Below are 26,510 nucleotides of genomic sequence, written 5' to 3' on the forward strand. Positions count from 1 at the left end.
GAATTAACGGATCTCAATCATCGGTCGGCCGCCGCGCGCGGTGACCAGCTCGCCGATCGCCGTCAGGGTGATACCAAACTCGGCGGCGGTCGCCTGAACCTCAGCTTCGGATTCCGGCGTGACCGCCAGCAGCAGGCCGCCGGAGGTTTGCGGATCGCACAGCAGGTTGCGCCACGCTTCAGGCATCTCGCCCATCAGGTGACCGTAGCTGGCAAAGTTGCGCTGGGTACCGCCCGGGACCGCGCCCTGCGCAATGTACTCTTCCACGCCCGGCAGCTTCGGCACGTCCTGATACCAGACCTGCGCCTGCACGCCCGCCCCCTGACACACTTCAGAGAGGTGCCCCAGCAGGCCAAAACCGGTAACGTCGGTCATCGCCTTCACGCCGTCGATATTGGCGAACGCCGCACCGGCGAGGTTCATCTGGCACATCACTTCCGTTGCCAGACCGATATGTTCTGGTTTCAACAGGGATTTTTTCTCGGCGGTGGTGAGTACGCCAATGCCCAGCGGTTTGGTGAGGAACAGTTTGCAGCCCGCCTGCGCAGTGCTGTTGCGCTTCACGCGCTCGGTCGGCACCACGCCGGTGACGGCCAGGCCGAAGATCGGCTCCGGCGCATCAATCGAGTGGCCGCCAGCCAGCGCAATCCCCGCCTGCTGGCAGGCGAAACGCCCGCCATCAATCACCTCACGGGCGATTTCCGGTGGAATGGTGTTGATCGGCCAGCCCAGAATGGCAATCGCCATGATCGGCTTACCGCCCATGGCAAAGATATCACTGATGGCGTTGGTGGCCGCAATGCGACCGAAGTCGAACGGGTTGTCGACAATCGGCATAAAGAAGTCGGTGGTGCTGATAATGCTGGTGCCGTTACCTAAGTCATAAACCGCCGCATCGTCACGCGTTTCGTTGCCGACAAGCAGGTTCGGGTCGACAAACTTCGCCTGTTCACTATGCAGGATGGTCTCCAGCACTTTCGGGGAAATTTTACAACCGCAACCGGCTCCGTGGCTGTACTGCGTTAAACGAATGGTTTGCTCGCTCATGGACGTCTCCTGTCATCTCAATCGCGCTATGGTAGCGCTCATTCCATAAAGAGGTAAGTATGACTGTCTGAATTCTGCGGCGGATGCTCAGAATCCAGACAGTTTAGCGCGTGTAATTAAAAACGGCTGGCGAAAGGCGTGGTGTCCGGCACGCTGATGGTGCTGGAGGCTTTAAGCTGCGGGGTGCCGAGGTAGAGGAAGCCGACAATTTTATCGTGTTCATCACAGGAGAACCCTGCCCGCACGGCGGCACTCTCGGTCAGCGGCCCGGTGCGCCAGATACCGTTAAAGCCCTGCGCGACGGCGGCCATCTGCATCGCCATCACCGCGCAACCGGCAGACATTTCCTGCTCCCAGACCGGCACCTTATGGTCGGCCTGGCATTTCGCCACGACAGCGATAATCATCGGGGCGCGGAACGGGGCGTTACGCGCCTTGTCGATACCTTTCTCATCCTGCCCTGCGGCAACTGCGCCCTGCTCCAGCAGTTGGCTGAAGCGTTCGCGGCCTTCGCCTTCAATCACAAAGAAGTGCCACGGCTGCAGAGTGCCATGATCCGGCGCACGCATGCCGGCACGCAGAATGTTTTCCAGCTGCTCGCCCGCAGGCGCAGGTTCGGCCAGACGTGACGCGCTACGACGGTTAACAAGCAGTTCAAGTGCATCCATTGGTTAACTCCTTTCTTGAAATTTACTCACAAAATTAACACGACGGCAGAATTTGTTACAGCCTGGCAGGCGATTCCTGCTGACAAGTGGCGGTTGGGTCATTACGATAACCCAACATTACCGTCCAGTGGCGACGGAAACAGTCATTTTCTGGTTAGGGAGAATACATGCGAACCCTTTGGCGAATCTTTGCCGGTTTCTTTAAATGGACGTGGCGACTGCTCAACTTCGTCCGCAACCTGGTGATGAACATCTTCTTCATCTTCCTGGTTCTGGTTTGCGCGGGCATCTGGATGCATATCAGCAACGCGAATCAGGCCCAGCATTCGACTCGCGGGGCTCTGTTACTCGATATCACCGGCGTGATCGTTGATAAACCGTCCACCAGCAACCGTCTGGGGGTTATCAGCCGCCAGCTGTTTGGTGCGACGTCAGACCGCCTGCAGGAAAACTCGCTGTTTGATATCGTCGATACCATTCGTCAGGCCAAAGACGACCGCAACATTACCGGTATCGTGCTGGATCTGAAAGACTTTGCAGGGGGCGATCAGCCTTCCATGCAGTACATCGGTAAAGCGCTGCGTGAGTTCCGCGACAGCGGCAAGCCGGTGATTGCCGTGGGCGACAGCTACAGCCAAGGGCAGTACTACCTCGCGAGCTTTGCCAATAAAATCTGGCTCTCGCCGCAGGGAACGGTCGATCTGCACGGCTTTGCCACCAACGGCCTGTACTACAAATCGCTGCTCGACAAGCTGAAGGTCACCACCCACGTCTTCCGCGTCGGCACCTATAAATCTGCCGTGGAACCGTTTATCCGCGACGATATGTCCCCTGCCGCCCGTGAAGCGGACAGCCGCTGGATTGGCGAGCTGTGGCAGAACTATCTGGGTACCGTTGCCGCTAACCGTCAAATTACCGCTGAGCAGGTGTTCCCGGGCGCTCGCGGCGTGCTGGATGGACTGCGTAAGGTTGACGGCGATACCGCGAAATATGCGCTTGATAACAAACTGGTTGATGCCCTTGGCACCAGCGCTGAGGTTGAAAAATCCCTGAGCAAACAGTTTGGCTGGAGCAAAGAGGACAAAAATTACAGCGCCATCAGCATGTATGACTATGCGGCGAAAAAACCGGACGACAGCGGCGACAGCATTGCCGTGGTGTTTGCTAACGGCGCCATCATGGACGGTCAGGAAACCCCGGGTAACGTCGGCGGTGATACTACTGCTTCGCAAATCCGCGACGCACGCCTTGATCCGAAAGTGAAAGCGATTGTCCTGCGGGTGAACAGCCCTGGCGGCAGCGTTAGCGCCTCCGAAGTGATCCGCGCCGAGCTGGCCGCAGCGCGTGCCGCTGGCAAGCCGGTCGTTGTGTCTATGGGTGGAATGGCTGCGTCAGGCGGGTACTGGATCTCCACGCCAGCCAACTACATCGTGGCTAACCCAAGCACGCTGACCGGCTCGATTGGCATCTTCGGGGTGATTAATACCGTGGAAAACAGTCTGGATTACCTGGGCGTGCATACCGATGGCGTTGCCACGTCGCCGCTGGCGGATGTGTCGATGACCAAATCTCTGCCGCCGGAAGTTTCAGAGATGATGCAGCTCAGCATTGAGAACGGCTATAAACGCTTTATCACGCTGGTAGCGGACTCGCGTAAAAAAACGCCTGAGCAGATCGACCAGATCGCACAGGGCCACGTCTGGACCGGGCAGGATGCGAAGAGCAACGGTCTGGTCGACAGCCTGGGCGATTTCGACGACGCGGTGAAGAAAGCCGCCGAACTGGCGAAGCTCAAGCAGTGGCACGTTGAGTATTACCAGGACGAGCCGTCGTTCTTCGATATGGTGATGGACAGCATGTCTGTCTCCGTTCGCGCCATGCTGCCGGAGGCGCTGCAGGCGTACCTGCCTGCTCCAGTTGCTACGGCTGCGAAAGCGATGAAAGCGGAACGCGATAAGCTCGCGGCCTTTAACGATCCACAGAGTCGTTACGCGTTTTGCCTGACCTGCGCTAACGTCCGTTAAAAACCGTCCCCTCTTCCCGTGAAGAGGGGATTTTTTTCTTTTGAAGAACAAGAACTCACTACCATGCAGAAGAAATCGATTTATGTAGCCTACACTGGCGGTACCATCGGTATGCAGCGCTCTGAAAATGGCTATATCCCTGTCTCTGGCCACCTTCAGCGTCAGCTTGCGCTGATGCCGGAATTCCACCGCCCGGAAATGCCTGACTTCACCATCCACGAATACGAGCCGCTGATGGACTCTTCCGACATGACGCCGGAAGACTGGCAGCACATCGCGGATGACATTAAAGCCCATTACGACCAGTACGACGGCTTCGTGATCCTGCACGGCACCGACACCATGGCGTTCACCGCTTCGGCCCTCTCCTTCATGCTGGAGAACCTGAGCAAGCCGGTTATCGTTACCGGGTCGCAAATACCGCTGGCGGAGCTGCGCTCTGACGGGCAGATCAACCTGCTGAACTCCCTGTACGTGGCGGCGAATTACCCGATCAACGAAGTGTCGCTGTTCTTCAACAACCGTCTGTACCGGGGCAACCGCACCACCAAAGCCCATGCCGACGGTTTTGACGCCTTTGCCTCACCTAACCTGCAGCCGCTGCTGGAAGCGGGTATTCATATCCGTCGTCTGGGAACGCCTCCGGCACCAAACACCGCCGGCGAGCTGATTGTGCACCCGATTACCCCACAGCCGATTGGCGTCGTCACCATTTATCCGGGCATCTCCGCTGACGTGGTGCGTAACTTCCTGCGCCAGCCGGTTAAGGCGCTGATCCTGCGCTCCTATGGCGTCGGCAACGCCCCGCAGAACGGCGAATTCCTGAAAGAGCTACAGGAAGCCAGCGAGCGCGGAATTGTGGTGGTGAACCTGACCCAGTGTATGTCCGGCAAAGTGAACATGGGCGGCTATGCCACCGGCAACGCGCTGGCGCATGCGGGAGTGATCAGCGGCTTCGATATGACCGTTGAGGCAACGCTGACTAAACTTCACTATTTACTGAGTCAGGATCTGGACATTCAGTCCATTCGCAGCGCGATGATGCAAAACCTGCGCGGCGAGCTGACCCCGGACGAATAAGGAGTGCTCATGAAACAACGCGCCCTGCTACTGGTCGATTTGCAAAATGATTTCTGCGCGGGCGGTGCGCTGGCCGTCGCCGAAGGTGACAGCACCGTTGACGTGGCGAATACGCTGATTGACTGGTGCAAAGCCCGAAGTGAAGCGGTTGTCGCAAGCCAGGACTGGCACCCGGCGAACCACGGCAGCTTTGCCAGCCAGCACAACGTCGAGCCTTTCACTCAGGGAGAACTCGACGGGCTGGCGCAAACCTTCTGGCCGGATCACTGCGTACAGCAGACCGAAGGTGCGGAGCTGCATCCGCTCCTGAATCAGAAGGCCATCGACGCAGTGTTCCATAAAGGTGAAAACCCGGCTATCGACAGCTATAGCGCGTTTTTCGATAACGGGCATCGCCAGAAGACGGCGCTGGACGCGTGGTTACGTCATCACGAAATCACGGAGCTGATTGTGCTGGGCCTGGCAACGGATTATTGCGTGAAGTTTACCGTGCTGGACGCGCTCCAGTTAGGTTATACCGTCAGCGTCATTACCGACGGCTGCCGCGGGGTGAACATTCACCCGCAGGATAGCGCTCAGGCGTTTATGGATATGGCCGCCGAAGGCGCCACGCTGTATACGCTGGCAGACTGGCTGGAAACGCAGGCGTAGCCTTTTTAGCCGGGTGGCGCTGACGCTTACCCGGCAAAACAACCCACTCCGATCTCCCATAAAGTGAACTCCCTCGCATCCTAAGCGAAACGGCAATGCTATTCTCAACAGGCTGTTTTTTCGCCACGCCTTTTCTGTGGCGTGGTTATTTTTATTAAGTCAAAGAGGAACTTATATGAAACGTTTGCCCTTGCTGGCAGCATTACCCTTGTTTTGCGCTTCACTTGCTTCCGCCGCGCCCCTGATGTCCGTGGGCTACTTTAACGGGGGTGGCGATGTCACCGCCGGACCGGGTGGCGATATCAATAAACTCGACGTTCGCCAGATCACCCACCTGAACTACTCGTTTGGTCTGGTTTATAACGACGAGAAAGACGAAACCAACGCCGCGCTGAAAGATCCGGCGAAACTGCATCAAATCTGGCTGTCGCCAAAAGTGGCGTCCGATCTGGCCCTTATCCCCACCCTGCGTAAACAAAACCCGAACCTGAAAGTCCTGCTCTCCGTTGGCGGCTGGGGCGCGCGTGGTTTCTCTGGCGCAGCGGCAACCAAAGAGAGTCGCGCGGTGTTTATCCGCTCCGCGCAGGAGATTGTTGAGAAATACGGTCTGGACGGGATCGATCTCGACTGGGAGTATCCGGTCAACGGCGCCTGGGGGCTGGTTGCAAGCCAGCCCGCCGACCGGGATAACTTCACCGCCCTGCTGAAAGAGATGCGCGACGCGTTCGGGCAGAAAAAGCTGGTGACCATCGCGGTGGGCGCGAATGCGGAAAGTCCGAAAAGCTGGGTGGATGTCAAAGCCATCGCCCCGCTGCTCGACTATATCAACCTGATGACCTACGACATGGCGTACGGGACACAGTATTTCAATGCCAACCTGTATGACTCCAGCGCCTGGCCAACGGTGGCCGCTGCCGACAAATACAGCGTTGATTTTGTGGTGAACAACTATCTGGCCGCCGGACTTAAGCCGAAGCAGATGAACCTCGGGATCGGTTTTTACGGCCGCGTACCAAAACGTGCGGTTGAACCGGGCATTGACTGGAGCCAGCCAGACGCGCAAAAAAATCCGGTTACCCAGCCCTACTTTGGACCGCAGGAGATCGGCCTGTTTAAGTCGCTCGGCTATGATCTGACCAAAGATACCTACGTGAAGTACAACGATATCGTGAAGAAGCTGCTGAACGATCCGCAGAAACGCTTTACCGAGCACTGGGATGACCAGGCGAAGGTACCGTGGCTGTCGGTGAAGGGTGCCGATGACAATGCGCTGTTTGCGATTTCCTATGAGAACCCGCGTTCCGTTGCGATTAAAGCCGACTACATCAAGGAGAAAGGTCTCGCCGGGGCGATGTTCTGGGAGTATGGTGCGGACGACAATAATCAGTTAGCGAAACAGCTGGCGGAGTCGCTCGGGATTAAGCACTAAGTTGTATGTGCCGGGTGGCGCTTGCGCTTACCCGGCCTGCACGGAGAGCGTTATTTGAAGGTCGCAATCGGCTTCGGCGTGATGCCAAAATCTTCCTTCAGTTCGCGCTTGCTCTTCATCACCATCTGACCGTTGGTGTCGATAGTCATGTGCTGCGCGTCGATGTTATTGCGCGCTTGCCACAGCATTACCAGCTGCAGACTGTTTTCTTTTTGCTCAGGCGTGAGCGCCACACCGTCCGGCCATTTTCCCAGCTCAACGGCGGTTACCAGACGCTGATAAACTTCCGGGGTCATCCCGTTAATCATGTCATCGATATTCACGATCTCTCCTTTTCAAAGGAATAATTTGCTGAATCGTTTTTTCAACCTTTAATCTGGTCGCCGTTTTCATCATCGCTGAAGCTCATTGAGGCTGAGTTCACGCAGAAACGCTCGCCCGTTGGCTGAGGACCATCCGGGAAGACGTGCCCCAGGTGCGCGTCGCAGTTGCCACAGCGAATTTCGGTACGCACCATACCGTGCGACGAGTCGGTCAGATAGCGGATTGCATCGTCGCTCACCGGCTCGTAAAAGCTCGGCCAGCCGCAGCCGGAGTCGTATTTCGTTTGGGAATTGAACAGCGGAGCATCACAGACCAGGCAGTGATAGACGCCGTCTCGCTTGTTGTGCAGCAAACGCCCGGTAAATGGCGGCTCCGTGCCGTGATTCTGCGTCACGTAAAACTGCATTTCTGTGAGGTTTTTTTTCAAATCGTCAGGGTTACGTTGGTTCGACATATGCTTACATCTCGCTGTAGAAACAGACATCTTTTAACCCGGATTCTAACAAAACATTAACACCCTTGCGTGTACTTTTGTTCTAAACTTATGTGTCGCGAAAAGGCGGTCAGGCAATTGTGATCATGTTCACATTTTTATCCTGCGAGGACTTTAAAATTCCGGGCGCAGCCCCCATGTGGTTGCAAGCTCAAAGGGAAAGTGAGGCGAGTCAGTCGCACAAACGTTAGTCACAGGATTGATTTGTCGCAATGATTGACACGATTCCGCTTGACGCTGCGTAAGGTTTTTGTAATTTTACAGGCAACCTTTTATTCACTAACAAATAGCTGGTGGAATATATGACTATCAAAGTAGGTATCAACGGTTTTGGCCGTATCGGCCGTATTGTTTTCCGTGCTGCTCAGAAACGTTCTGACATCGAAATCGTTGGTATCAACGATCTCCTGGACGCTGAATACATGGCGTACATGCTGAAGTACGACTCAACTCACGGTCGTTTCGACGGCACCGTTGAAGTGAAAGACGGCCACCTGGTTGTTAACGGCAAAACCATCCGCGTTACTGCTGAGAAAGACCCAGCTAACCTGAAATGGAACGAAATCGGTGTAGACGTTGTTGCTGAAGCAACCGGTATCTTCCTGACCGACGAAACTGCACGTAAACACATCACTGCGGGCGCGAAGAAAGTTGTTCTGACTGGTCCATCCAAAGACAACACCCCAATGTTCGTTCGTGGTGCAAACTTCGAAACTTACGCTGGCCAGGACATCGTTTCTAACGCATCCTGCACCACCAACTGCCTGGCACCGCTGGCTAAAGTTATCAACGACAACTTCGGCATCATCGAAGGTCTGATGACTACCGTTCACGCGACCACCGCTACTCAGAAAACCGTTGACGGCCCGTCTCACAAAGACTGGCGCGGCGGCCGTGGCGCGGCTCAGAACATCATCCCATCCTCTACCGGTGCTGCTAAAGCTGTAGGTAAAGTACTGCCAGAACTGAATGGCAAACTGACTGGTATGGCGTTCCGCGTTCCAACTCCTAACGTATCCGTTGTTGACCTGACCGTTCGTCTGGAAAAAGCTGCTTCTTATGAAGAAATTAAGAAAGCAATCAAAGCTGCTTCCGAAGGCGCAATGAAAGGCGTTCTGGGCTACACCGAAGACGACGTTGTATCTACCGATTTCAACGGCGAAGTGTGCACTTCCGTGTTCGATGCTAAAGCAGGTATCGCACTGAACGACAACTTCGTGAAACTGGTTTCCTGGTACGACAACGAAACTGGCTACTCTAACAAAGTACTGGACCTGATCGCTCACATCTCCAAATAAGTTGAGATGAGTGCTTGATCCAAAAAGGCGACTTCGGTCGCCTTTTTTATTGTTTTTTAGACAGAGGATTGCTTAATGATTAATAAAATTTTTGCACTTCCGGTAGTCGAACAACTTACCCCTGTGCTCTCCCGCCGTCAGATTGACGGTGCCGATATTATCGTGGTTGACCACCCGCGCGTTAAAGCCTCCGTGGCGCTGAACGGCGCGCACCTGCTCTCCTGGAAACCGGAAGGCGAAGCGGAAGCGCTTTGGCTGAGCGACGCCACCTCGTTCAAAAAAGGGGATGCGATTCGCGGCGGCGTGCCAATCTGCTGGCCATGGTTTGGTCCGTCCGCACAGCCGGGTTTACCTTCGCACGGTTTCGCCCGTAACCAGCAGTGGACGCTGAAAGCGCACAACGAAGACGACAACGGTGCGGTTCTCACCTTTGAACTGAAGGCCAATGATGAAACTCGTGCCCTGTGGCCGCACGATTTCACCCTGTACGCCCGTTTCAAGCTGGGTCAAACCTGTGAGATTGAGCTGGAAGCCCACGGCGAGTTCGAAACGACCTCTGCCCTGCACACCTACTTCAATGTGGGTGACATCAGCGCAGTGAAGGTGAGCGGCCTGGGTGATACCTTTATCGATAAAGTCGATAACGCGAAGGAAGGCAAACTGAGCGACGGCGTTCAGACTTTCCCCGACCGTACCGATCGCGTCTATCTGCACCCGGAAGCGTGCAGCGTCATTCACGACAGCGCCCTCAACCGCAGAATTGAAGTGGTTCACCAGCATCACAGCAACGTGGTGGGCTGGAACCCGGGCCCTGCCCTGTCCGTAAGCATGGCCGACGTGCCTGACGACGGCTATAAAACTTTTGTCTGCGTGGAAACCGCCTGCGTGAGCACCCCGCAGAAAGCGAGTGAAGAAAAACCGTCTCGTTTAGGGCAAACGATGCGCATCGTTAAGTAATAACATCGCTGCACCACATTAAAGCAAACGGGGCGCATAGCGCCCCGTTTTGATGCATGGATTGCACTGTATTAATGCACAATCAGAACTTGTAGCTCACACCCACAGAGAAGATGCCAGCCCAGGACTTATCGACCATCGGGCTATCTTTCACTTCATCACTCAGACGCTCATAACGGCCAGTACCGTAGACGCTCCAGTCGCCAAGGAAGTTGTAGCTCGCGGTCAGCTCCAGGTAAGGATCCCAGCCGTCATCGGCGCTGTAGCTTTTCAGCCCACTGCGGCGGGACTCGTTTTTAGAGACGCCATAGTAGTAGTCGTTGTAGTTTTCACTGTTGTACTGCACGCCGATACCCGGGGTCAGGGTGAGCCCACCGTTGGTATAGCGATACAACCAGGCCAGATCCCAGATAAAGCCGTTGCTGTTATCCAGCGTGTCACCCGCCAGGGCCGTACGCAGGAAGCCATACTGGGTGTTATGGACATAGGAAAGCCCGGCCATCATGGAGCTTTTACGCTTGTCGAGCTGACGAAGCGCGTGGCTATCGCTGTCGCCTGGCTTGAAGTGCGTTGGATCGTAGTAAGCCATGATGGAGAGCTTGTCGGCGGTATCGTTCCACAGATAGTAGCCGCCGCCGAGACCGCGGAACCAGAAGTTATCGCCTTCATAGGTGACAACGGGAACGGGATACACATCACGGTCATACTGCTTGTATGGGCTGTTAATCACGCCAACGCCCGCGCCAACCGTCCACTGACTTTCCGCCTGAGCGGTGCTAACTGCGGTCGCGGCAAGGATGCCCAATGCCAGAAGTTTGAGTTTGGTCACAATCCATTCTTTCCTGTAGTCAAATAATCAGCGGGTGAAGTGTAACCGCCATTCCCGTACATCCCAAAATTTTTTGCCTGCTAATCAGTCTGATTAACCCGTTATTTTTCACTTTTCAGATGACAGCCCGCTTTCATTTATATGACCAGTGAATGAAAAACGCGCTTAAGCCTTATAACTCAGGTGGAAATTTTTGGATGAGTTATTGATATGTCATTGAAATTAGATTTTCTCAGCATGCAAGTTTGGCAAATGCCATCTACGCTTAAATTTAAGAAGAGTTTTCCTGAACACCTGCGGTTCTTAGCGTCTGACCTGGCACACAGGTTGCTGCTCTGGCAGTGGGGTGCGAGAGATTCTCTTCCGGGAGCCTCCACTACTCATACGAACGGCTCTTATCCTGTGCTAAAAAACGAAAGGACGGCATGCCATGAATATATTCGATCACTATCGCCAGCGCTATGAAGCTGCCAAGGACGAAGAGTTCACACTGCAGGAGTTTCTTACCATTTGTCGGCAAGATCGCAGTGCCTATGCCAATGCGGCAGAACGGCTATTGATGGCTATCGGTGAGCCAAACATGGTTGATACTGCCCTGGAGCCACGGCTTTCCCGTCTGTTTTCGAATCGGGTGATCGCCCGATATCCGGCGTTCGAAGAGTTCTATGGTATGGAAGATGCCATTGAACAGATTGTCTCCTATCTCAAGCATGCCGCCCAGGGTCTGGAAGAGAAGAAACAGATCCTCTATTTACTCGGCCCCGTCGGCGGCGGTAAATCCTCGCTGGCTGAACGCCTGAAATCACTGATGCAGCGCGTGCCGATTTATGTGCTGAGCGCCAACGGCGAGCGCAGCCCGGTGAATGACCATCCGCTGTGCCTGTTTAACCCGCAGGAAGATGCGCAAATTCTGGATAAAGAATATGGCATCCCACGTCGCTACCTCGGCACCATTATGTCCCCGTGGGCGGCGAAACGCCTGCACGAGTTTGGCGGCGATATCACCAAATTCCGCGTGGTGAAAGTGTGGCCGTCGATTCTGGAACAGATCGCCATTGCTAAAACAGAGCCGGGTGATGAGAACAACCAGGACATCTCGGCGCTGGTGGGTAAAGTCGATATCCGTAAGCTGGAAAACTTCGCGCAGAACGATCCGGATGCCTATGGCTATTCCGGTGCGCTGTGCCGCGCCAACCAGGGGATTATGGAATTCGTCGAGATGTTTAAAGCACCGATCAAAGTGCTGCACCCTCTGCTGACGGCGACCCAGGAAGGAAACTACAACGGGACGGAAGGTATTTCTGCCCTGCCGTTTAACGGGATTATTCTCGCCCACTCGAACGAATCCGAATGGGTGACCTTCCGTAATAACAAAAACAATGAGGCCTTCCTTGACCGCGTGTACATCGTTAAGGTGCCTTATTGCCTGCGGATCTCCGAAGAGATCAAAATTTACGAGAAACTGCTTAACCACAGCGAGCTGGTACACGCGCCTTGCGCACCGGGAACCCTGGAAACGCTGTCTCGCTTCTCCATCCTTTCGCGCCTGAAAGAGCCGGAAAACTCCAGTATCTACTCGAAAATGCGTGTCTATGACGGTGAAAGTTTGAAAGACACCGACCCGAAAGCGAAGTCCTATCAGGAATACCGCGACTACGCCGGGGTCGATGAAGGGATGAACGGTCTGTCTACGCGCTTCGCGTTTAAGATCCTCTCCCGCGTCTTTAACTTCGACCATGCGGAAGTGGCGGCCAACCCGGTGCACCTGTTCTACGTGCTGGAGCAGCAAATTGAACGCGAGCAGTTCCCGCAGGAGCAGGCTGAACGCTACCTTGAGTTCCTGAAAGGTTACCTGATCCCGAAATACGCCGAGTTCATTGGCAAAGAGATCCAGACGGCCTATCTGGAATCCTATTCAGAATATGGGCAGAACATTTTCGACCGCTATGTCACCTACGCTGACTTCTGGATCCAGGATCAGGAGTACCGCGACCCGGATACCGGCCAGCTGTTTGACCGTGAATCCCTGAACGCGGAGCTGGAAAAAATTGAGAAGCCAGCCGGGATCAGTAACCCGAAAGACTTCCGTAATGAGATTGTGAACTTCGTCCTGCGTGCCAGAGCGCATAACAACGGGCGTAATCCGAACTGGACCAGCTACGAGAAGCTGCGCACGGTTATTGAGAAGAAAATGTTCTCCAACACCGAAGAGCTGTTGCCGGTGATCTCGTTTAACACCAAAACCTCAACCGACGAGCAGAAGAAACACGACGATTTTGTCGACCGAATGATGGAAAAAGGCTACACCCGCAAGCAGGTTCGCCTGCTCTGCGAATGGTATCTGCGCGTGCGTAAATCGTCTTAAAACAAGTGCCCGGCGGTGTCTGTGCCTGCCGGGCCAACAAAAACGCAAGTTGGCAAATGCAGTACGGGGGGTATATGACCTGGTTTATTGACCGGCGTCTTAACGGCAAAAACAAGAGCACGGTGAACCGCCAGCGCTTCTTGCGCCGTTATAAAGCGCAAATTAAACAGTCGATCTCCGAGGCCATCAACAAACGCTCGGTGACCGACGTCGACAGCGGCGAGTCTGTCTCCATCCCTACCGATGACATCAGCGAACCGATGTTTCATCAGGGGCGCGGTGGCCTGCGCCACCGCGTTCATCCAGGTAACGACCACTTCGTTCAGAACGACAGAATTGAGCGCCCTCAGGGCGGCGGCGGTGGCTCGGGAAGCGGTCAGGGACAGGCCAGCCAGGACGGTGAAGGCCAGGATGAGTTCGTTTTCCAGATTTCAAAAGATGAATATCTCGACCTGTTGTTTGAGGACCTTGCGCTGCCGAATCTGAGAAAGAATCAGCATCGTCAGCTTAACGAATACAAAACCCATCGCGCGGGCTATACCGCCAACGGCGTGCCTGCCAATATCAGCGTGGTGCGTTCGCTGCAGAATTCGCTTGCGCGCCGCACGGCCATGACGGCAGGGAAACGTCGTGAACTGCGCGAGCTGGAGAGCAGCCTGAAGGTCGTGGAAAACACGGAACCGGCACAGCTGCTGGAAGAGGAGCGCCTGCGAAAAGAGATTGCCGAGCTGAGAGCGAAGATCGACCGCGTGCCGTTTATCGACACCTTTGACCTGCGTTACAAGAACTACGAAAAACGCCCTGAGCCCTCCAGCCAGGCGGTGATGTTCTGTCTGATGGACGTGTCCGGCTCGATGGATCAGGCCACCAAGGATATGGCGAAGCGTTTCTATATCCTGCTCTACCTGTTCCTGAGCAGAACCTACAAGAACGTGGAGGTGGTCTATATCCGCCATCACACCCAGGCCAAAGAGGTGGATGAACACGAGTTCTTCTACTCCCAGGAGACCGGCGGCACCATCGTATCAAGCGCCCTGAAGCTGATGGACGAAGTAGTGAAAGAGCGTTACGACCCGGCGCAGTGGAACATTTATGCCGCGCAGGCGTCCGATGGCGATAACTGGGCCGACGACTCACCGCTGTGTCACGAGATCCTGGCGAAGAAAATTCTGCCGGTGGTGCGTTACTACAGCTATATCGAAATCACCCGTCGCGCCCACCAGACCCTGTGGCGGGAGTATGAACATCTGCAGGCGATGTTCGATAACTTTGCCATGCAGCATATCCGTGACCAGGACGACATTTATCCGGTGTTCCGGGAGCTATTCCACAAGCAAAGCTCAACAACCTCAAATTAAACCTTGTTAATCAGCCAGTTAGCTTTGTTTTACTGGCTGATTAACTATAGTTTTCACGTTTAAAATTCTCCATAATTTTCATTGCTTTAGTTTTTATTTTGGGGAAGGCAGTTTAGTGGTTATCCGGTTAGATAGTGGGTAACTTGTCCTCCCCTATAATGTTAAGGGTGTGAGTCAGTACGCCGTATACAGTTACATCATCCAGCGCGTCGCCTTCTATCGCTTCACCATCTTCAGTTATCAATGCTGCCCCGTAAAGCTTTGCAAACTCGTTCCTGTTATCCATTCTTACCAGTAGCGTATCTCCCTGCTCTGGCCTAAGAGCAATGTTAATCACAGCCCAGCCACAGGATGTTTCTATTACCCTGCAGTTCCCGTCAATTCCGCATAGCAGATCTATGCTTAACCGCTGTTCCTGGTAATCCATAGCCGGTGAAGGAAAGCCCATCAGAAAATCCTCCCCATATTACGCAAGATCCAGTAACGGTTATCGCTACCATCCGTCGTCTTATCAGCAAAATCTGGCTGGTATCTCTCAATCCATGTATTGGCATCTGCCTGACTGAAATGCCAATTCCTAACGCGTAATTCAGTGATAAATCTGTCTGTGTTCAAACAAAGATATCCCTTGGGGTTCTGTTGTATGGCCGCTAAAAAGGCTGCACGTATATCAGGTTGACGAGGCATAAGAGCGCCCTCACTGGATTATTGACTGTATGCATATACAGTAGTATTTTTGTAAGTACAGATCAAGTTGGGCAGGAGGGATAGTGATGTTTGTTGAACTGGTATATGACAAGCGTAATGTTGCGGGGCTCGAAGGGGCCAGAGAGATCATACTGGCCGAGCTGACGAAGCGGGTGCACCAGATTTTCCCTAGTGCCGAAGTGAAGGTGAAGCCGATGCAGGCAAACGGCCTGAATAGCGATGCAAGCAAAAGCGATCGTGAAAAACTGAACCGCATGCTGGAGGAAATGTTTGAAGAGTCCGATATGTGGCTGGTATCTGAGTTCCCAACAGTTCGCCAGGTTGGGATTTAAATTTTTATCAGAGAATAACGCCGCGCGTTCATGCATACGACCAGCGGCGACTACCCCCTTCTTAAGACCGGGAACTAAGATTTATGCCTTGAGTATGTGATCCGCTCCGGCTACAAGGTTATGCCGTGCGATGAAGCGGAAAAATTCACGCTCGGCGAAATACAGGAAATGATAGCCATAGCAAGGCACGCACGTGATCGCTGGCTGCAACCTTAACCACGCAGGGCAGCCCGCTATTGCATATAGCGAGGCTGCTCAGTTAGCATTAGGACAGTAAGAGATTGTTAAAAATTTTTTAAATTGCACGGACCCAAGGCGCATGGATTAAGCAATGAATATAAAACCAAACAGAATTCTAAACTCCATTCAAATTTTACGCGGTCTGGCTGCGTTATCTGTAGTTCTTTATCATTATGGATTTTACCTTCCCCTTGCTAATGGGTCAGCAGCCGCACGACCGTTTGCATGGGGAGGTATTGGGGTTGATTTATTTTTCGTTATCAGCGGCTTCATTATGATTGTAGTTACCAAAGATTATAGTTCTGGTTTCTCTGAAAGCAAGAAATTCATAATTAACAGGTTAAGTAGAATATTACCCGTATATTATGTAATTTTACTTATAGCCTTTCTTACAAATGGGGCAATGAGTACATTCCATTATGATGAAAAGGTTATAAATTTTATAAGTGCATTAACTTTCACCCCTTATATGCATGATACTGCGCCAATGTACATCCTTAGTGATGGGTTATTTAATGTTCGCTGGACATTAAGCTATGAAATTTATTTTTATCTTGCATTTTCCGTATCACTCCTTTTTGTAAAAAAACACATCCCTCTGATTTTATGGTTCGCCGCTCCAATCGCTATTTGTTTTATTACAGGCGAAAGCATATCCTTTTCAACAAAAGGATATGCTTTTAGCAATGTGTTTATTGAGTTCTTAACCAATCCGATTCTACTTGAGTTCGGAATGGGGGTTGTTGCTGGCTCTTTGTATTTACGCTTAACCAAAAAAAACTACACTCCTAACATCTTAGTTATTTCAATAATCTCCATACTAATAGTGATTGGTATTGGAACAAATTTACTAACTATGTATAGTTTACTTTCTGGACTTGCGTTTTCGATACTAGTGCTGACACTCACTTTATGCGAAAAGTATTTTCAATCACGTTGGCTGAGTTTTCTTGTATATCTTGGGAACATATCGTTCTCTTTGTATCTAATACATAACCCACTTGCTAGTTTTTTATCAAAAAAAATTGAGAAATATTTCCCTGATGTAATGCATAGTGCATTTGGCGTAATTGTCATGCTGCTAACAGCTGTTATTGTAGCGCACATCTCGTATAGATATTTAGAGATTCGTTTGTCTAGGTACACAAAGAACAAACTTGAATCACTTTTCATTCGGAAGTCTAGCCAGCCAAAGCCCCTATGAAGGGGCTACAGGCCATTGTATATCAGGCGCGATATTTAATTCAGTGCGATTTAACTGAATGCGGTATGATTTCCATTTTAATAACAAGGTTTCTTCTTCATCTGTTGCTATACCTAAATCAACTGCATCTTGCAAGGGTGCAATAGCTTTGCTAGCAATATCCATAAGTGAATTTTTTTTGTTGTGCTGCTCTAGTAATGCATTCTTCTTGTGATAAAGGAGGCGGTGAAACTAACATCGGATTGCCTTGTTCATCAATGGAGATGACCTTACCCGCTGATTGTCCTGTTAACAGCGATTTATATTTCTCTTCAGAAATTTCAATTATATCACTAGGCCATGCGCCGGATTTTACATAGACATCCTTCAACTGACCATCATAGAAAGCCAATGCAGCAGGGCTGAAATATATTCCCATCTTTAATATCCTATTGCTAACCAAGAGTATACGGGGTTTGAACCAGATGTATAAACAGTCATGCCAGTTGTTGAGCTGCTTGCTGAGTAGACCGCCCTACCATTGCCAGCATCTGTAACCTGAACTGAGGCGCAAATGTTTGGGAATGATACAGGAAATGCAACATAATTATTTACAGTTGTACCAGAACCCCATTGAGTAATAAGTCCTGTAGCATTATCCTTGTGCCAACCATTCCCTCCTAAGCCTGCTGTTGGTAACATCCCTAATGTAGCTAAAAATATCCCTGAATTATCGTCATGGAGCATGAAGGGCTTGGATTTGTCATTATTATAAACACCTACCTGAGTGATGTATTGACGACCTGGCTTTCCTGTAAGAGCCACACTAACATCATTCTTTGTCGGGAATTTTTCTGACAGATACGCACTTATCCAGCCAGGCCCTGAGCCTATATTCCAGATATCTCCGTAAACATCACCATTTTTATTAAATATCGAACTTCCGGCAGTTAACTTTTCCGATGCTCCTATAGTGCCGAGTCTCGTGCTGACGTATGCCCTGATGACTCCGTCTGCAGAACACTGAAAACCAATACCATTCCATGACTTAATGTTAAGGTTATTGCCATCGAATCCAGCTCCATCAAAATTACCCGTTACGAATCCACCAGAACCATCCCCCACCGAGACAGAAGCTCCAGCCCGGACCGTTGGAGCAGTAATTTCACCAGTGAATTCTGCACCCTCCAACATTGCCGCGTGACGCCAGGAAGTAATTCCTGCACCTGTGCCGTGACCAAACAATACGTTGTTGCCACTGATTGCCAGCACATCAACAATAGATGTTTTGCTCACTACCTCCGTAAGCGTAAGAATTTGCCAGTAGCTGACCTGATCAGGTGCATCCGGAGCCTGAAACGCCCGCATAAACTGGCATCCTGTTGCCGCACGTTCACCGATTGAAGTCCCGTCAGCGGTACCGCTGGAGTAGGTTCCTCCTAACAACCCACCCGCCCCAACTTTCATCACATTACCTGGGTTTATTCCTGTATCACAAATAGCAGCAGTTCCAAGTCCCAGATTTAATCTTGCTTTAGCCTCATCAACTAAATCAGAAAGATTATTGCTGCGTATAAGCGCATCAGGTACGCGGTCAGTAATGAGTTCAACGATGGCCTGATACAGCTGATCATGTTTTGTTTTATCCAGTGTCAGCCCTGCTGACTCTATAGCCGTGCAGATCTCCTCCTGAACGGCATCCCACATGTCGCTGTTGAGGTCTGTTGCTCGGCGGCCGGTGGCCGGATCACCATTTGTAAAACCATTTTTGCCCTGACCAAATTTATCGGCCTGGGCCGTGGGTGTATCAATTCGATGCATTGTCTGTTCCTTCCGGGTAAGCAAAAACGACGACAGTATGTGACGGCGCAAGTTTTTCTATTACGCATTCAGCGACAGTGTCGCCCCAGGTTCTGATTGCGGAGTTGCACGCACTGGTGCAGGTCTGCCAGTTAACGTTGGCGTCAGCCGGAATATTCACACGCCAGTAATAGCGCCAGAATTCCCCCCATTCAGGGTCCGGCGTGCTGTCGAGGTTCTGAAACTGTTCGATCGTCGCGGTGGTATAACCCAGCGCGTCAAGCTGGTTACGGTAGAACTGCTCGTTGATACCGCCCGCCACGTTGGCCTTTGCATCCAGGCGCTGTTGGCGCTGGACCAGCGACTGCACCCCGTCCGGCGTGCAGGAGTCCGGCAGGCCGTAGACTGTTTCATAGCGGTCAATCAGCTCTGTTGTCTGCGCAGGGTCGATTTCCTTCATCAGCGCATCGGCACGCTGATGCACGCGCGTAAGCGACGGGGCAAGGCCTTCAATTAACGGGATCTCCCCCTCCCATGCCGGGCCAGACGGAAGCAGCCTGTAGAGCAGCTGCTCATATTCATCCTGCATTGCCATCAGCTGCTCACCTCCGTATAGGTTGCCCAGGTGATGGTGCCAACAACGGGCAGTTCGGTAGATCCCAGCGCAATGTCTGCAACCGGCGCACGCAGCTGGTGAGCAACCTCACCTGTTGCCAGGCTTATCGCTTCGCTGATGCGTGACAGGTACACTTTTCCGTCAGGAACTCCGTCACGCAGCATCAGTGAATTCAGCTCCGCGGTTAGAGCCTGACTATCGTCCGGTTGGTAAAAAAGTCATGAAAATAATTGGTGGGCTTAGTGATGCTGAACGACAGGGTTTATTTATTAACAATGTCACTGACAGCAATTATTACTTTGTCGAAACCGGAGAGGTAGTGCAGGAACTACTGCTGCCAGATACCTCAGTTAAGTTTCAAGCCCATGCTGGCAATCAATGGATATTCGGTAAATAACCATGGCCAGCAAACTCAAACAGCGGCGCATGCGCCGCCTTAAAGCGGATGTGGCCTGGTGGCGCGAAGAGGCGGAATACGGTAATCGCCGCATTCTCGAGCTGGCCGGGGAAATCGACAGGCTCAAAAAGCTGGTCATCCACGTGCCGATGCCGGTTCTCATTCCAAAGGATATGGCCCACCAGCTCTATTATACCGAAACAAAAAGATGTCGTACCTGCAATGATGGGCTTCGTGGTGGCTGCTCATCTTGCATTTTCTATAAGAGATAGCCGGGTGCAGCCGGTTGAGTGGAGATCAACGTATGGGGCAGTTAGTTACACTTCATGAGTGGGCGTCGGGTCCTAATGGGTTCAAATATCCATTAAGCAACTCAGCATTAAACAAAATAGCCAAGACCAAGCAAACTTTCCCGCCAGCTTTAAAGCAAGGTCGACGCTGGGTTATAGATGAGGACGCTCGTTTTATTGGCATGGTAGGCAATGTTGATATTTCATCATCGTTATCAGACAAGGCTCGCCAGTTAGTGGAGAAAGCGATAAATGGCAGCTCGCCCCAGAAAGCATAACGTTAAAATACCAAACCTTTATTGCAAGTTGGATAAACGTACATCAAGAATTTACTGGCAATATCGCCATCCTGTCACTGGAACTTTTATAGGTTTCGGAACTGATGAAGAGGCCGCAAAGGCCGCTGCTACTGAGTTGAATCGGATAACCTCTGAGCAGGAAACACGGCAATCTTTCACACTGATTGATTTGGCCATGAAGAGTTCAGAAAAGAAAGAACAAGGAATTCGTGTTGCAGACTGGATAAAAAGATACGTAGATATTCAGATGGAAAGGATGTGTGATGGTGAGATAAAAAAACCGACTGTTAAAGCAAGAAGAATATGTGCTCAAGTTCTTGCTGACAGGGCTCCTAATATACGCCTGAAGGATGTAGACACAAAACTAATTGCAACAATTATTGATGAATATAAATCTGAAGGTAAACACAGAATGGGTCAGCTTGTGCGAAGCGTTCTGAACGACGTATTTAAAGAGGCACAGCACGCTGGTGAGGTTGACCCAGGTTATAACCCTGCTTTAGCAGTGAAGAACCCGATTGCTAAGGTGAAGAGAAGCAGACTGAGCATCGAACAATGGAAGTTAATTTATGAAAGCGCTGGATCAATGCCTCCATGTGCTCAGAACTCCATGCTTCTGGCTCTGGTAACGGGCCAGCGTATTGGAGACATAGTGTCGATGAAGTTCAGCGACATCTGGGATAATCACCTTCATATAACTCAGAACAAAACAGGCGTGAAGTTAGCTATTCCGTTGAATTTAAGATGCGACGCCATTGGCCTGACATTATCTGATGTCATAAGCAAGTGTCGGGACAGAGTTGTAAGCCCATATCTAATCCACCACGTTAAACATCACGCCTATGGTAAGGCTGGCTCACACGTACCTGAAAAAACAATATCTAAGTATTTTAAGGAAGCGAGAGACAAAGCGAATATCGTGTGGCCAAAGGATTGTACCGCCTTGCCACCTTTCCATGAGCAGAGATCCCTTTCATCAAGAACCTATGAAGCCCAGGGTATAGATGTAAAAACATTGCTTGGCCATAAGACAGAAGCTATGAGCGCTATGTATGGAGATGATCGCGGTTTGGAATGGAAAAAAATAGTTATTTAAAGTGATGGATGAACCAGAGAGGTTCCCTGATTTCCGATTAATGCGGTATACGTTTTGGGGAGTGTTTTTGGGGATGATTTGGGGAAGAAAATTTCTTAATATATTACATAGAGTTATAATGCTGTGAATTGCTCCACAAGCAATCCACTACCAGCAACGCCTAATACTACAGCCAGCGAACGCGCTGGCTGTTTTCTTCCGACCCCGTTCATCCCGTGCTAATGTAGCAAGTTGCATACTGGACGATCATCGGGGAAATCGTGATGACTTACGACGTAACTGGGACAAGTACCCACCAACAACTGATTACCTTACTCACCGAGCAGGGCGCGCGTTTTCGCGTCATGGAGCACGAAGCGATCGGGAAATGCGAGGCGGTAAGTGAAATTCGTGGAACCGATCTGCGCCAGGGCGCAAAAGCGCTGGTCTGCAAGGTGAAGGGAAACGGCGTAAAAAAACACGTACTGGCGATTCTGGCCGCCGACCTGCAGGCCGATCTGAGCCAGCTTGCCAGCCACTTTGGTGGTCTGAAAGCCTCCCTCGCCAGCCCGGCCGAAGTCGATACCCTTACGGCCTGCGTTTTCGGCGCGATCCCGCCCTTTAGCTTCCATCCTGATTTGGCACTGGTGGCCGACCCGCTGCTGTTCGAGCGTTTCGACGAAATTGCCTTTAACGCCGGTTTACTGGAGAAATCCGTGATTATGGACACCCAGGATTACCTGCGCATCGCCCGTCCTGAGCTTGTAAACTTCCATAAAGCGTCGTCGTGACGGCGCTAGCCTCGTCTTTCCAGAAACAGCACGGAGGCGATGAGAATCACGGCAATAGCGAAAAACGATGAGGAGATAATCAGCGTTTCAACAAACATGTGATCGTTCATGATGGCGATCCCTTGTGCGATATCTGCCTTCGTTTTAATCCGCGTAAATGACAGGGTAATGACAGCGATAAAATCTTTTAAACGCTGTCCTCCGCCACGTTTGCGCGTACAGTAAGCAGGTTAATTATTCTGGCAAGGATTCCCTATGTTTGACCCTACTCTGCTCATTCTTCTGGCGCTCGCCGCGCTCGGGTTTATCAGCCACAACACCACCGTCGCTATCTCGATTCTGGTGCTGATTATTGTGCGCGTGACCCCGTTAAACACCTTTTTCCCGTGGATAGAAAAACAAGGCCTCACCATCGGGATCATCATTTTAACCATCGGGGTGATGGCCCCCATCGCCAGCGGCACCCTTCCCGCCTCAACGCTGCTCCACTCGTTTGTGAACTGGAAATCGCTGGTGGCAATCGCGGTAGGTATTTTTGTTTCCTGGCTGGGCGGACGCGGCGTTACGCTGATGAGCAGCCAGCCCTCGCTGGTGGCGGGCCTGCTGGTGGGTACGGTGCTCGGCGTGGCGCTATTCCGCGGTGTGCCGGTAGGCCCGCTGATTGCGGCAGGCCTTGTCTCGCTGTTTATCGGGAAGTCGTAGTCAGGCTGGCCATGTAACGCGCCGGTGTCTGACCCAGCCCCTTTTTGAACATGGTGATGAACGCGGTGGTAGAGTCATAGCCCAGTGACTGTGCCACCTGCTGCACCGATTTTCCGCTAATCAAATGCTGTAACGCCACGATCAGCTGAAGCTGGTGACGCCAGCGGCGAAAGCTTAAACCGGTCTCTTTCACCACCAGCCGCGCCAGGTTGCGCTCACTCATTGCGAAATGGCTCGCCCATTGCGCCAGCGTCTGCCAGGCGGCGGGCTCTTCCGCCATCCTCTCGCTCATCAGCCGGATTTTGGGATGGGGCGAGACGGGTAGCTGCAGATGCTCCTGGCGCTGGAGCGGCAGCTCGTCAAACAGGACGTCCACCAGGCGCGACGTGGCCGCAAGGTGACGCTGCTCGTGCGATTTCTCCGCCAGGGATAAAATCAGCTCTCGTACCAGAGGAGAAATTTTCAGAGTGCAGCAGCGCTCGGGCAAGCTTGCCGCCCCCGGTTCAATGAATAAAAAGCAGAGCTGCGCGCCCGGCGTAGCCCTGTTGCTGTGTGGCATTTGGCCCGGGATCCAGACGGCGTACTGGGGCGGTACCATCAGCATGGCATTTTCCACTTCGCAGGTGATGGCGCCGCCGAGCGCCAGAATCAGCTGCCCCTTACGGTGATGATGCACGGGAATATATTGCTCCTCCGCCACCACGCGGATGCGAAAGGCGACGGCCGCAGCGTGCTGGCTATCAGGATCGTAGCCCTCCAGTCCCAGACCAATCATCAGGTTGTCCGATATTAGCGATAAACTGTCATTTTAGCCTGATTTCAACCGCTGAGAAAATCGGTATTGTGTGCGCTCGCTTGAACGTATGAGAACATAATGACTACTGCTATTCGCACCTCAGGAAAACACGGCGCGCTGTTGATTGCAGGCATCCTGATGATTGCCACCACGCTTCGCGTCACCTTTACCGGGGCAGCCCCGCTGCTTGATACCATTCGCCTTGATTATGGCTTAAGCACCGCGCAAACCGGTCTGCTGACCACCCTGCCCCTGCTGGCTTTCGCCCTTATCTCCCCGCTTGCCGCGGGCGTGGCCCGGCGTATCGGCATGGAGCGCAGCCTGTTTATCGCCCTGCTGCTGATTTGCGCCGGGATTGCGCTTCGCTCTCTGCCGTCCGCGGCTCTGTTGTTCATCGGAACGGCGGTCATCGGCTGCGGGATCGCGCTCGGGAACGTGCTGTTGCCCGGCTTGATTAAGCGGGATTTTCCGGGTCAGGTTGCCAGGCTGACGGGCGCCTATTCCCTGACCATGGGCGCCGCTGCCGCCCTGGGCTCGGCGCTGATCGTTCCGCTGGCGCAGGGTAATGCGGGGTGGCATGGCGCGCTGCTGATGCTGATGGTGTTTCCGCTGATTGCCCTGCTGCTCTGGCTGCCCCAGTGGCGACAGAAACACGTTGCGACGGTAACGGGCGCTGGCGCGCTGCATAACCGCGCGATCTGGCGCTCGGCCCTCGCCTGGCAGGTGACGCTCTTTCTGGGGATAAATTCGCTGATTTACTACGTTATTATCGGCTGGCTGCCGGCCATTTTGCTTAGCCATGGCTTCAGTGAAGCGCAGGCTGGCTCGGTGCATGGACTTTTACAGCTGGCGACGGCGGTGCCGGGTCTGGCCGTTCCGCTGGTCCTTCAGCGTCTGAAAGATCAGCGAACCATCGCCGGTGCGGTGGCGATGATGTGCGCGGTCAGCGCGGCCGGGCTGTGGTTTATGCCAGATCTGGCGGTGATGTGGACGCTGGTGTTTGGCTTTGGCTCCGGGGCAACGATGATCCTTGGCCTGACGTTCATCGGTCTGCGCGCCAGCTCTGCACATCAGGCGGCGGCGTTGTCCGGCATGGCGCAGTCCATAGGCTACCTGCTCGCTGCCTGCGGCCCCCCGCTGATGGGCAAAATCCACGATTCGGCAGGAGACTGGCGGATCCCGCTTCTCGCCTGCGCGCTGGTCGCTGTCGTCATGGCCGTCTGCGGCGTCCTTGCCGGGCGCGACCGGGAGATCGCGCCTCGTTAAACACAGTGGCAGACCACGGGGTCTGCCTTTTTATCCGCGCGCTGCACGCAGCATCGCCTGCACTAGTACGACCGGGCGGCCTGCCAGCGCAGCACGCTCATGCTGGAATAAGGTGATGACAAAGAACGGGTGAGTAACCAGTTCCGCCGCGCGAATTTCCCCCTGGTCGTCCCAGCCGGTCACCCGCATATCTCCGCTTTCCAGCTCCTGCGCAAACGTCGCCGACACGCCATAGTTACAGTGATAGCCCTCTTCAATTTCCGGCTTGCCGTAGGCTTTCGCGATCAGCGTATTACTCCGCAGTTCAATGGCATCGGTTTTTTCTACCAGCGAGCAGGTCAGCGGCGCAATCACCATCGTGCCTTCGGTATCCGTCTCAGCGTGAGCCGCGTCGCTCCAGCCCAGCACGTTGCGGGCATACTCAATCAACGCATGCTGGAATCCCCCGCAGGTCCCCAGGAAAGGAATGCTGTTTTCGCGGGCGTAGCGTGCGGCGATAAAGGCCGCTTCGGTGTTTTTATAGGGACTTGCAGGAACCAGCCAGATGGCATCGTAGCCCACCAGATCTTCCGGGCTGGTCAACTCCGTGGTCGCAAGCCAGTCATAATCAGCGGTGAGGTCAAGAACTGCCGCGGCGTCATCAATAGCCAGCGGGATCGCCTTGTGTGCAGTAACGTCAGGATTGTAGTCGCCAACCAGCGCAATGCGCAGCGTCGTTTTAACCGGGAGGTGTTCCATGAAAGGTTCCTTATGCCAGAGTATTATCAGATAACATAAGGAACCTCAGACTACCGATCTTCTGCAATTATCACAATACTTTAAATCAGGAGGATGGAAATATGATTCAGTGCAAACGCGTCTATGAGCAGGCAAGCCCGGACGATGGGTATCGGGTTCTGGTGGACAGGCTCTGGCCCCGGGGGGTTAAAAAAACGGACCTCGCGTATGACGAATGGTGTAAAACGCTCACACCATCCAGTGCGTTACGCAAGGATTTTCATAGCGAAGCCATTGATTTCACGGCCTTCACTAAAGCCTACAAGGAAGAGCTGGCGCAGCATAAGGATGAGGGGCAGCGTCTGGCAGCACTGGCAAAAAAGCAGACCTTAACTCTGCTCTACGGTGCGAAAGATAAGGAGCAAAATCACGCTCTGGTCTTAGCCGACTGGCTGCGCCATCTGTGATCAGCCGACCGTCAGCTCATCCTGGATTTGCGGGGCGTCGTCCGGGGTGAGCGGCATCAGATGTTCGGCGCGAACAAACGCAAAGCCGTGCTGATTGTCAAAGGCGTAAACATCACCGGTCACCAGCCAGAGCGCGCGGTCCGCGCTTTCAGGTAACTGCGTCATCACGCCATTGACCGGGTTAACGAAACGCTGGCCGGGCTGGCAGAGGCCAAACAGCTCAACAGATTTACCAATATTGCGACGGCCTGACGCCGTGCGGGCACCGACGATCATCGCCACGCTGCCCGGTTTAAGCTGAAACATAC

The 26,510-nt window shown here is 52.9% G+C and carries 31 protein-coding genes and 3 pseudogenes; 18 read left to right on the forward strand and 16 right to left on the reverse strand.

Annotated features, from left to right (window positions below):
- Positions 1-3 precede the first annotated feature (3 nt).
- Complete coding sequence (gene selD, locus D5066_RS01165) at positions 4-1,047, reverse strand: selenide, water dikinase SelD (RefSeq protein WP_119914808.1); 1,044 nt, start codon at positions 1,045-1,047, stop codon at positions 4-6.
- Between the two features lie 116 nt (positions 1,048-1,163).
- Positions 1,164-1,715, reverse strand: coding sequence for an NAD(P)H nitroreductase (locus D5066_RS01170; RefSeq protein WP_119914809.1), 552 nt, complete (start codon positions 1,713-1,715; stop codon positions 1,164-1,166).
- A 167-nt stretch (positions 1,716-1,882) separates the two neighbouring features.
- Between D5066_RS01170 and sppA the strand changes: the two genes are divergently transcribed.
- From sppA to chiD, 4 genes are all read left to right on the forward strand, one after another.
- Positions 1,883-3,739 carry a signal peptide peptidase SppA gene (gene sppA / locus D5066_RS01180; RefSeq protein WP_119914810.1) on the forward strand — a complete coding sequence of 619 codons (1,857 nt, stop codon included), beginning with the start codon at positions 1,883-1,885 and terminating at the stop codon, positions 3,737-3,739.
- A 63-nt stretch (positions 3,740-3,802) separates the two neighbouring features.
- Positions 3,803-4,819 carry an asparaginase gene (ansA, locus tag D5066_RS01185; RefSeq protein WP_008500705.1) on the forward strand — a complete coding sequence of 339 codons (1,017 nt, stop codon included), beginning with the start codon at positions 3,803-3,805 and terminating at the stop codon, positions 4,817-4,819.
- 9 nt (positions 4,820-4,828) lie between these two features.
- Entirely contained in the window at positions 4,829-5,470 is a 642-nt protein-coding gene (pncA, locus tag D5066_RS01190; RefSeq protein ID WP_080327425.1) for a bifunctional nicotinamidase/pyrazinamidase, read from the forward strand.
- A gap of 175 nt (positions 5,471-5,645) precedes the next feature.
- Entirely contained in the window at positions 5,646-6,899 is a 1,254-nt protein-coding gene (gene chiD / locus D5066_RS01195) for a chitinase ChiD (RefSeq protein WP_119914811.1), read from the forward strand.
- 50 nt (positions 6,900-6,949) lie between these two features.
- On the opposite strand, the gene D5066_RS01200 is transcribed toward chiD, so the two are convergent.
- Both D5066_RS01200 and msrB read right to left on the reverse strand, forming a co-directional pair.
- A complete protein-coding gene (locus tag D5066_RS01200) occupies positions 6,950-7,222 on the reverse strand; it encodes a YeaC family protein (RefSeq protein WP_119914812.1) in 273 nt (90 codons plus the stop codon).
- A gap of 41 nt (positions 7,223-7,263) precedes the next feature.
- Complete coding sequence (msrB, locus tag D5066_RS01205; RefSeq protein ID WP_119914813.1) at positions 7,264-7,677, reverse strand: peptide-methionine (R)-S-oxide reductase MsrB; 414 nt, start codon at positions 7,675-7,677, stop codon at positions 7,264-7,266.
- Between the two features lie 341 nt (positions 7,678-8,018).
- On the opposite strand from msrB, the gene gapA reads away from it, so the two are divergent.
- Positions 8,019-9,014, forward strand: a complete 996-nt coding sequence (gapA, locus tag D5066_RS01210) for a glyceraldehyde-3-phosphate dehydrogenase (protein WP_014831506.1) — start codon at positions 8,019-8,021, stop codon at positions 9,012-9,014.
- A 75-nt stretch (positions 9,015-9,089) separates the two neighbouring features.
- Positions 9,090-9,971 (forward strand): D-hexose-6-phosphate mutarotase, encoded by an 882-nt coding sequence (locus D5066_RS01215; RefSeq protein ID WP_119914814.1) that lies wholly within the window; start codon positions 9,090-9,092, stop codon positions 9,969-9,971.
- An 82-nt stretch (positions 9,972-10,053) separates the two neighbouring features.
- On the opposite strand, the gene D5066_RS01220 is transcribed toward D5066_RS01215, so the two are convergent.
- Positions 10,054-10,800 carry a MipA/OmpV family protein gene (locus D5066_RS01220; protein WP_080327430.1) on the reverse strand — a complete coding sequence of 249 codons (747 nt, stop codon included), beginning with the start codon at positions 10,798-10,800 and terminating at the stop codon, positions 10,054-10,056.
- A gap of 430 nt (positions 10,801-11,230) precedes the next feature.
- Here D5066_RS01220 and yeaG point away from each other — a divergent pair, with 430 nt between their 5' ends.
- A complete protein-coding gene (yeaG, locus tag D5066_RS01225) occupies positions 11,231-13,165 on the forward strand; it encodes a protein kinase YeaG (protein ID WP_119914815.1) in 1,935 nt (644 codons plus the stop codon).
- Between the two features lie 74 nt (positions 13,166-13,239).
- A complete protein-coding gene (locus D5066_RS01230) occupies positions 13,240-14,523 on the forward strand; it encodes a YeaH/YhbH family protein (protein ID WP_080327431.1) in 1,284 nt (427 codons plus the stop codon).
- A 127-nt stretch (positions 14,524-14,650) separates the two neighbouring features.
- Here the strand turns inward: D5066_RS01230 and D5066_RS01235 are convergent, their stop codons facing one another.
- Together D5066_RS01235 and D5066_RS22990 are read right to left on the reverse strand one after the other, a co-directional pair.
- The gene (locus D5066_RS01235; RefSeq protein WP_119914816.1) at positions 14,651-14,971 is read right to left on the reverse strand and encodes a hypothetical protein; all 321 of its coding nucleotides are present in this window, start codon (positions 14,969-14,971) and stop codon (positions 14,651-14,653) included.
- Positions 14,971-15,210 (reverse strand): hypothetical protein, encoded by a 240-nt coding sequence (locus D5066_RS22990; RefSeq protein ID WP_080327433.1) that lies wholly within the window; start codon positions 15,208-15,210, stop codon positions 14,971-14,973. Before D5066_RS22990 ends, D5066_RS01235 begins: the two co-directional genes overlap by 1 nt.
- Before the next feature lie 86 nt (positions 15,211-15,296).
- Between D5066_RS22990 and D5066_RS01245 the strand changes: the two genes are divergently transcribed.
- Positions 15,297-15,563 (forward strand): DinI family protein, encoded by a 267-nt coding sequence (locus D5066_RS01245; RefSeq protein ID WP_119914817.1) that lies wholly within the window; start codon positions 15,297-15,299, stop codon positions 15,561-15,563.
- A gap of 331 nt (positions 15,564-15,894) precedes the next feature.
- Positions 15,895-17,007: an acyltransferase family protein gene (locus tag D5066_RS01255; RefSeq protein ID WP_119914818.1), complete on the forward strand. Its 1,113-nt coding sequence runs from the start codon at positions 15,895-15,897 to the stop codon at positions 17,005-17,007.
- On the opposite strand, the pseudogene D5066_RS01260 reads toward D5066_RS01255, so the two are convergent.
- The 5 genes and pseudogenes from D5066_RS01260 to D5066_RS01280 all read right to left on the reverse strand — a co-directional run.
- A pseudogene (locus D5066_RS01260) lies at positions 17,002-17,199 on the reverse strand (tail fiber assembly protein); the annotation flags it as partial. The gene D5066_RS01255 and the pseudogene D5066_RS01260 overlap by 6 nt on opposite strands.
- A complete protein-coding gene (locus tag D5066_RS01265) occupies positions 17,159-17,425 on the reverse strand; it encodes a tail fiber assembly protein (RefSeq protein ID WP_119914820.1) in 267 nt (88 codons plus the stop codon). The pseudogene D5066_RS01260 and the gene D5066_RS01265, both read right to left, overlap by 41 nt.
- A 2-nt stretch (positions 17,426-17,427) precedes the next feature.
- A complete protein-coding gene (locus tag D5066_RS22890; protein ID WP_165853316.1) occupies positions 17,428-18,807 on the reverse strand; it encodes a gp53-like domain-containing protein in 1,380 nt (459 codons plus the stop codon).
- The gene (locus D5066_RS01275) at positions 18,794-19,381 is read right to left on the reverse strand and encodes a YmfQ family protein (RefSeq protein WP_119914821.1); all 588 of its coding nucleotides are present in this window, start codon (positions 19,379-19,381) and stop codon (positions 18,794-18,796) included. The genes D5066_RS22890 and D5066_RS01275 overlap by 14 nt, the downstream gene beginning before the upstream one ends.
- A pseudogene (locus D5066_RS01280) lies at positions 19,381-19,593 on the reverse strand (baseplate J/gp47 family protein); the annotation flags it as partial. The gene D5066_RS01275 and the pseudogene D5066_RS01280, both read right to left, overlap by 1 nt.
- On the opposite strand from D5066_RS01280, the pseudogene D5066_RS01285 reads away from it, so the two are divergent.
- From D5066_RS01285 to D5066_RS01305, 5 genes and pseudogenes are all read left to right on the forward strand, one after another.
- A pseudogene (locus D5066_RS01285) lies at positions 19,587-19,799 on the forward strand (chromosome partitioning protein ParB); the annotation flags it as partial. The pseudogenes D5066_RS01280 and D5066_RS01285 sit on opposite strands and share 7 nt — an antisense overlap.
- A 2-nt stretch (positions 19,800-19,801) precedes the next feature.
- A complete protein-coding gene (locus D5066_RS01290; protein WP_119914823.1) occupies positions 19,802-20,071 on the forward strand; it encodes a hypothetical protein in 270 nt (89 codons plus the stop codon).
- A 32-nt stretch (positions 20,072-20,103) separates the two neighbouring features.
- Positions 20,104-20,367 (forward strand): excisionase, encoded by a 264-nt coding sequence (locus tag D5066_RS01295; RefSeq protein WP_062676769.1) that lies wholly within the window; start codon positions 20,104-20,106, stop codon positions 20,365-20,367.
- Positions 20,342-21,484: a phage integrase Arm DNA-binding domain-containing protein gene (locus tag D5066_RS01300; protein ID WP_119914824.1), complete on the forward strand. Its 1,143-nt coding sequence runs from the start codon at positions 20,342-20,344 to the stop codon at positions 21,482-21,484. Before D5066_RS01295 ends, D5066_RS01300 begins: the two co-directional genes overlap by 26 nt.
- A gap of 263 nt (positions 21,485-21,747) precedes the next feature.
- A complete protein-coding gene (locus tag D5066_RS01305) occupies positions 21,748-22,254 on the forward strand; it encodes a YbaK/prolyl-tRNA synthetase associated domain-containing protein (RefSeq protein ID WP_119914825.1) in 507 nt (168 codons plus the stop codon).
- 5 nt (positions 22,255-22,259) lie between these two features.
- On the opposite strand, the gene yoaI is transcribed toward D5066_RS01305, so the two are convergent.
- The gene (gene yoaI, locus D5066_RS01310; protein ID WP_119914826.1) at positions 22,260-22,364 is read right to left on the reverse strand and encodes a small membrane protein YoaI; all 105 of its coding nucleotides are present in this window, start codon (positions 22,362-22,364) and stop codon (positions 22,260-22,262) included.
- 145 nt (positions 22,365-22,509) lie between these two features.
- Between yoaI and D5066_RS01315 the strand changes: the two genes are divergently transcribed.
- Entirely contained in the window at positions 22,510-22,956 is a 447-nt protein-coding gene (locus tag D5066_RS01315; protein WP_008500737.1) for a DUF441 domain-containing protein, read from the forward strand.
- Here D5066_RS01315 and D5066_RS01320 read toward each other — a convergent pair.
- Positions 22,940-23,731 (reverse strand): AraC family transcriptional regulator, encoded by a 792-nt coding sequence (locus tag D5066_RS01320; protein ID WP_119914827.1) that lies wholly within the window; start codon positions 23,729-23,731, stop codon positions 22,940-22,942. The genes D5066_RS01315 and D5066_RS01320 overlap by 17 nt on opposite strands.
- Positions 23,732-23,830: 99 nt before the next feature.
- Between D5066_RS01320 and D5066_RS01325 the strand changes: the two genes are divergently transcribed.
- Complete coding sequence (locus tag D5066_RS01325; protein WP_080327480.1) at positions 23,831-25,018, forward strand: CynX/NimT family MFS transporter; 1,188 nt, start codon at positions 23,831-23,833, stop codon at positions 25,016-25,018.
- 30 nt (positions 25,019-25,048) lie between these two features.
- Here the strand turns inward: D5066_RS01325 and D5066_RS01330 are convergent, their stop codons facing one another.
- A complete protein-coding gene (locus tag D5066_RS01330) occupies positions 25,049-25,756 on the reverse strand; it encodes a CTP synthase C-terminal region-related (seleno)protein (RefSeq protein WP_119914828.1) in 708 nt (235 codons plus the stop codon).
- A gap of 101 nt (positions 25,757-25,857) precedes the next feature.
- Here D5066_RS01330 and D5066_RS01335 point away from each other — a divergent pair, with 101 nt between their 5' ends.
- Entirely contained in the window at positions 25,858-26,202 is a 345-nt protein-coding gene (locus D5066_RS01335) for a DUF488 domain-containing protein (RefSeq protein ID WP_119914829.1), read from the forward strand.
- On the opposite strand, the gene D5066_RS01340 is transcribed toward D5066_RS01335, so the two are convergent.
- Positions 26,203-26,508 carry a nuclear transport factor 2 family protein gene (locus D5066_RS01340; RefSeq protein WP_080327483.1) on the reverse strand — a complete coding sequence of 102 codons (306 nt, stop codon included), beginning with the start codon at positions 26,506-26,508 and terminating at the stop codon, positions 26,203-26,205.
- Between the last annotated feature and the right edge of the window lie 2 nt (positions 26,509-26,510).

The organism is Enterobacter chuandaensis (assembly GCF_003594915.1).
Taxonomy (GTDB): Bacteria; Pseudomonadota; Gammaproteobacteria; order Enterobacterales; family Enterobacteriaceae; genus Enterobacter; species Enterobacter chuandaensis.

What these genes read in the sequence shown, in the direction of transcription:
- selD (WP_119914808.1), bottom strand. Translation starts at nt 1,047, where the DNA reads ATGAGCGAGCAAACCATTCGTTTAACGCAGTACAGCCACGGAGCCGGT.
- D5066_RS01170 (WP_119914809.1), bottom strand. Translation starts at nt 1,715, where the DNA reads ATGGATGCACTTGAACTGCTTGTTAACCGTCGTAGCGCGTCACGTCTG.
- D5066_RS01265 (WP_119914820.1), bottom strand. Translation starts at nt 17,425, where the DNA reads ATGGGAATATATTTCAGCCCTGCTGCATTGGCTTTCTATGATGGTCAG.
- D5066_RS01335 (WP_119914829.1), top strand. Translation starts at nt 25,858, where the DNA reads ATGATTCAGTGCAAACGCGTCTATGAGCAGGCAAGCCCGGACGATGGG.
- D5066_RS01215 (WP_119914814.1), top strand. Translation starts at nt 9,090, where the DNA reads ATGATTAATAAAATTTTTGCACTTCCGGTAGTCGAACAACTTACCCCT.
- pncA (WP_080327425.1), top strand. Translation starts at nt 4,829, where the DNA reads ATGAAACAACGCGCCCTGCTACTGGTCGATTTGCAAAATGATTTCTGC.
- D5066_RS22890 (WP_165853316.1), bottom strand. Translation starts at nt 18,807, where the DNA reads ATGCATCGAATTGATACACCCACGGCCCAGGCCGATAAATTTGGTCAG.
- D5066_RS01330 (WP_119914828.1), bottom strand. Translation starts at nt 25,756, where the DNA reads ATGGAACACCTCCCGGTTAAAACGACGCTGCGCATTGCGCTGGTTGGC.
- yoaI (WP_119914826.1), bottom strand. Translation starts at nt 22,364, where the DNA reads ATGAACGATCACATGTTTGTTGAAACGCTGATTATCTCCTCATCGTTT.
- D5066_RS01325 (WP_080327480.1), top strand. Translation starts at nt 23,831, where the DNA reads ATGACTACTGCTATTCGCACCTCAGGAAAACACGGCGCGCTGTTGATT.
- D5066_RS01255 (WP_119914818.1), top strand. Translation starts at nt 15,895, where the DNA reads ATGAATATAAAACCAAACAGAATTCTAAACTCCATTCAAATTTTACGC.
- gapA (WP_014831506.1), top strand. Translation starts at nt 8,019, where the DNA reads ATGACTATCAAAGTAGGTATCAACGGTTTTGGCCGTATCGGCCGTATT.
- D5066_RS01235 (WP_119914816.1), bottom strand. Translation starts at nt 14,971, where the DNA reads ATGGGCTTTCCTTCACCGGCTATGGATTACCAGGAACAGCGGTTAAGC.
- D5066_RS01275 (WP_119914821.1), bottom strand. Translation starts at nt 19,381, where the DNA reads ATGGCAATGCAGGATGAATATGAGCAGCTGCTCTACAGGCTGCTTCCG.
- D5066_RS01300 (WP_119914824.1), top strand. Translation starts at nt 20,342, where the DNA reads ATGGCAGCTCGCCCCAGAAAGCATAACGTTAAAATACCAAACCTTTAT.
- msrB (WP_119914813.1), bottom strand. Translation starts at nt 7,677, where the DNA reads ATGTCGAACCAACGTAACCCTGACGATTTGAAAAAAAACCTCACAGAA.
- sppA (WP_119914810.1), top strand. Translation starts at nt 1,883, where the DNA reads ATGCGAACCCTTTGGCGAATCTTTGCCGGTTTCTTTAAATGGACGTGG.
- D5066_RS01320 (WP_119914827.1), bottom strand. Translation starts at nt 23,731, where the DNA reads ATGATTGGTCTGGGACTGGAGGGCTACGATCCTGATAGCCAGCACGCT.
- chiD (WP_119914811.1), top strand. Translation starts at nt 5,646, where the DNA reads ATGAAACGTTTGCCCTTGCTGGCAGCATTACCCTTGTTTTGCGCTTCA.
- D5066_RS22990 (WP_080327433.1), bottom strand. Translation starts at nt 15,210, where the DNA reads ATGCCTCGTCAACCTGATATACGTGCAGCCTTTTTAGCGGCCATACAA.
- yeaG (WP_119914815.1), top strand. Translation starts at nt 11,231, where the DNA reads ATGAATATATTCGATCACTATCGCCAGCGCTATGAAGCTGCCAAGGAC.
- D5066_RS01315 (WP_008500737.1), top strand. Translation starts at nt 22,510, where the DNA reads ATGTTTGACCCTACTCTGCTCATTCTTCTGGCGCTCGCCGCGCTCGGG.
- D5066_RS01340 (WP_080327483.1), bottom strand. Translation starts at nt 26,508, where the DNA reads ATGTTTCAGCTTAAACCGGGCAGCGTGGCGATGATCGTCGGTGCCCGC.
- D5066_RS01230 (WP_080327431.1), top strand. Translation starts at nt 13,240, where the DNA reads ATGACCTGGTTTATTGACCGGCGTCTTAACGGCAAAAACAAGAGCACG.
- D5066_RS01245 (WP_119914817.1), top strand. Translation starts at nt 15,297, where the DNA reads ATGTTTGTTGAACTGGTATATGACAAGCGTAATGTTGCGGGGCTCGAA.
- D5066_RS01305 (WP_119914825.1), top strand. Translation starts at nt 21,748, where the DNA reads ATGACTTACGACGTAACTGGGACAAGTACCCACCAACAACTGATTACC.
- D5066_RS01295 (WP_062676769.1), top strand. Translation starts at nt 20,104, where the DNA reads ATGGGGCAGTTAGTTACACTTCATGAGTGGGCGTCGGGTCCTAATGGG.
- ansA (WP_008500705.1), top strand. Translation starts at nt 3,803, where the DNA reads ATGCAGAAGAAATCGATTTATGTAGCCTACACTGGCGGTACCATCGGT.
- D5066_RS01290 (WP_119914823.1), top strand. Translation starts at nt 19,802, where the DNA reads ATGGCCAGCAAACTCAAACAGCGGCGCATGCGCCGCCTTAAAGCGGAT.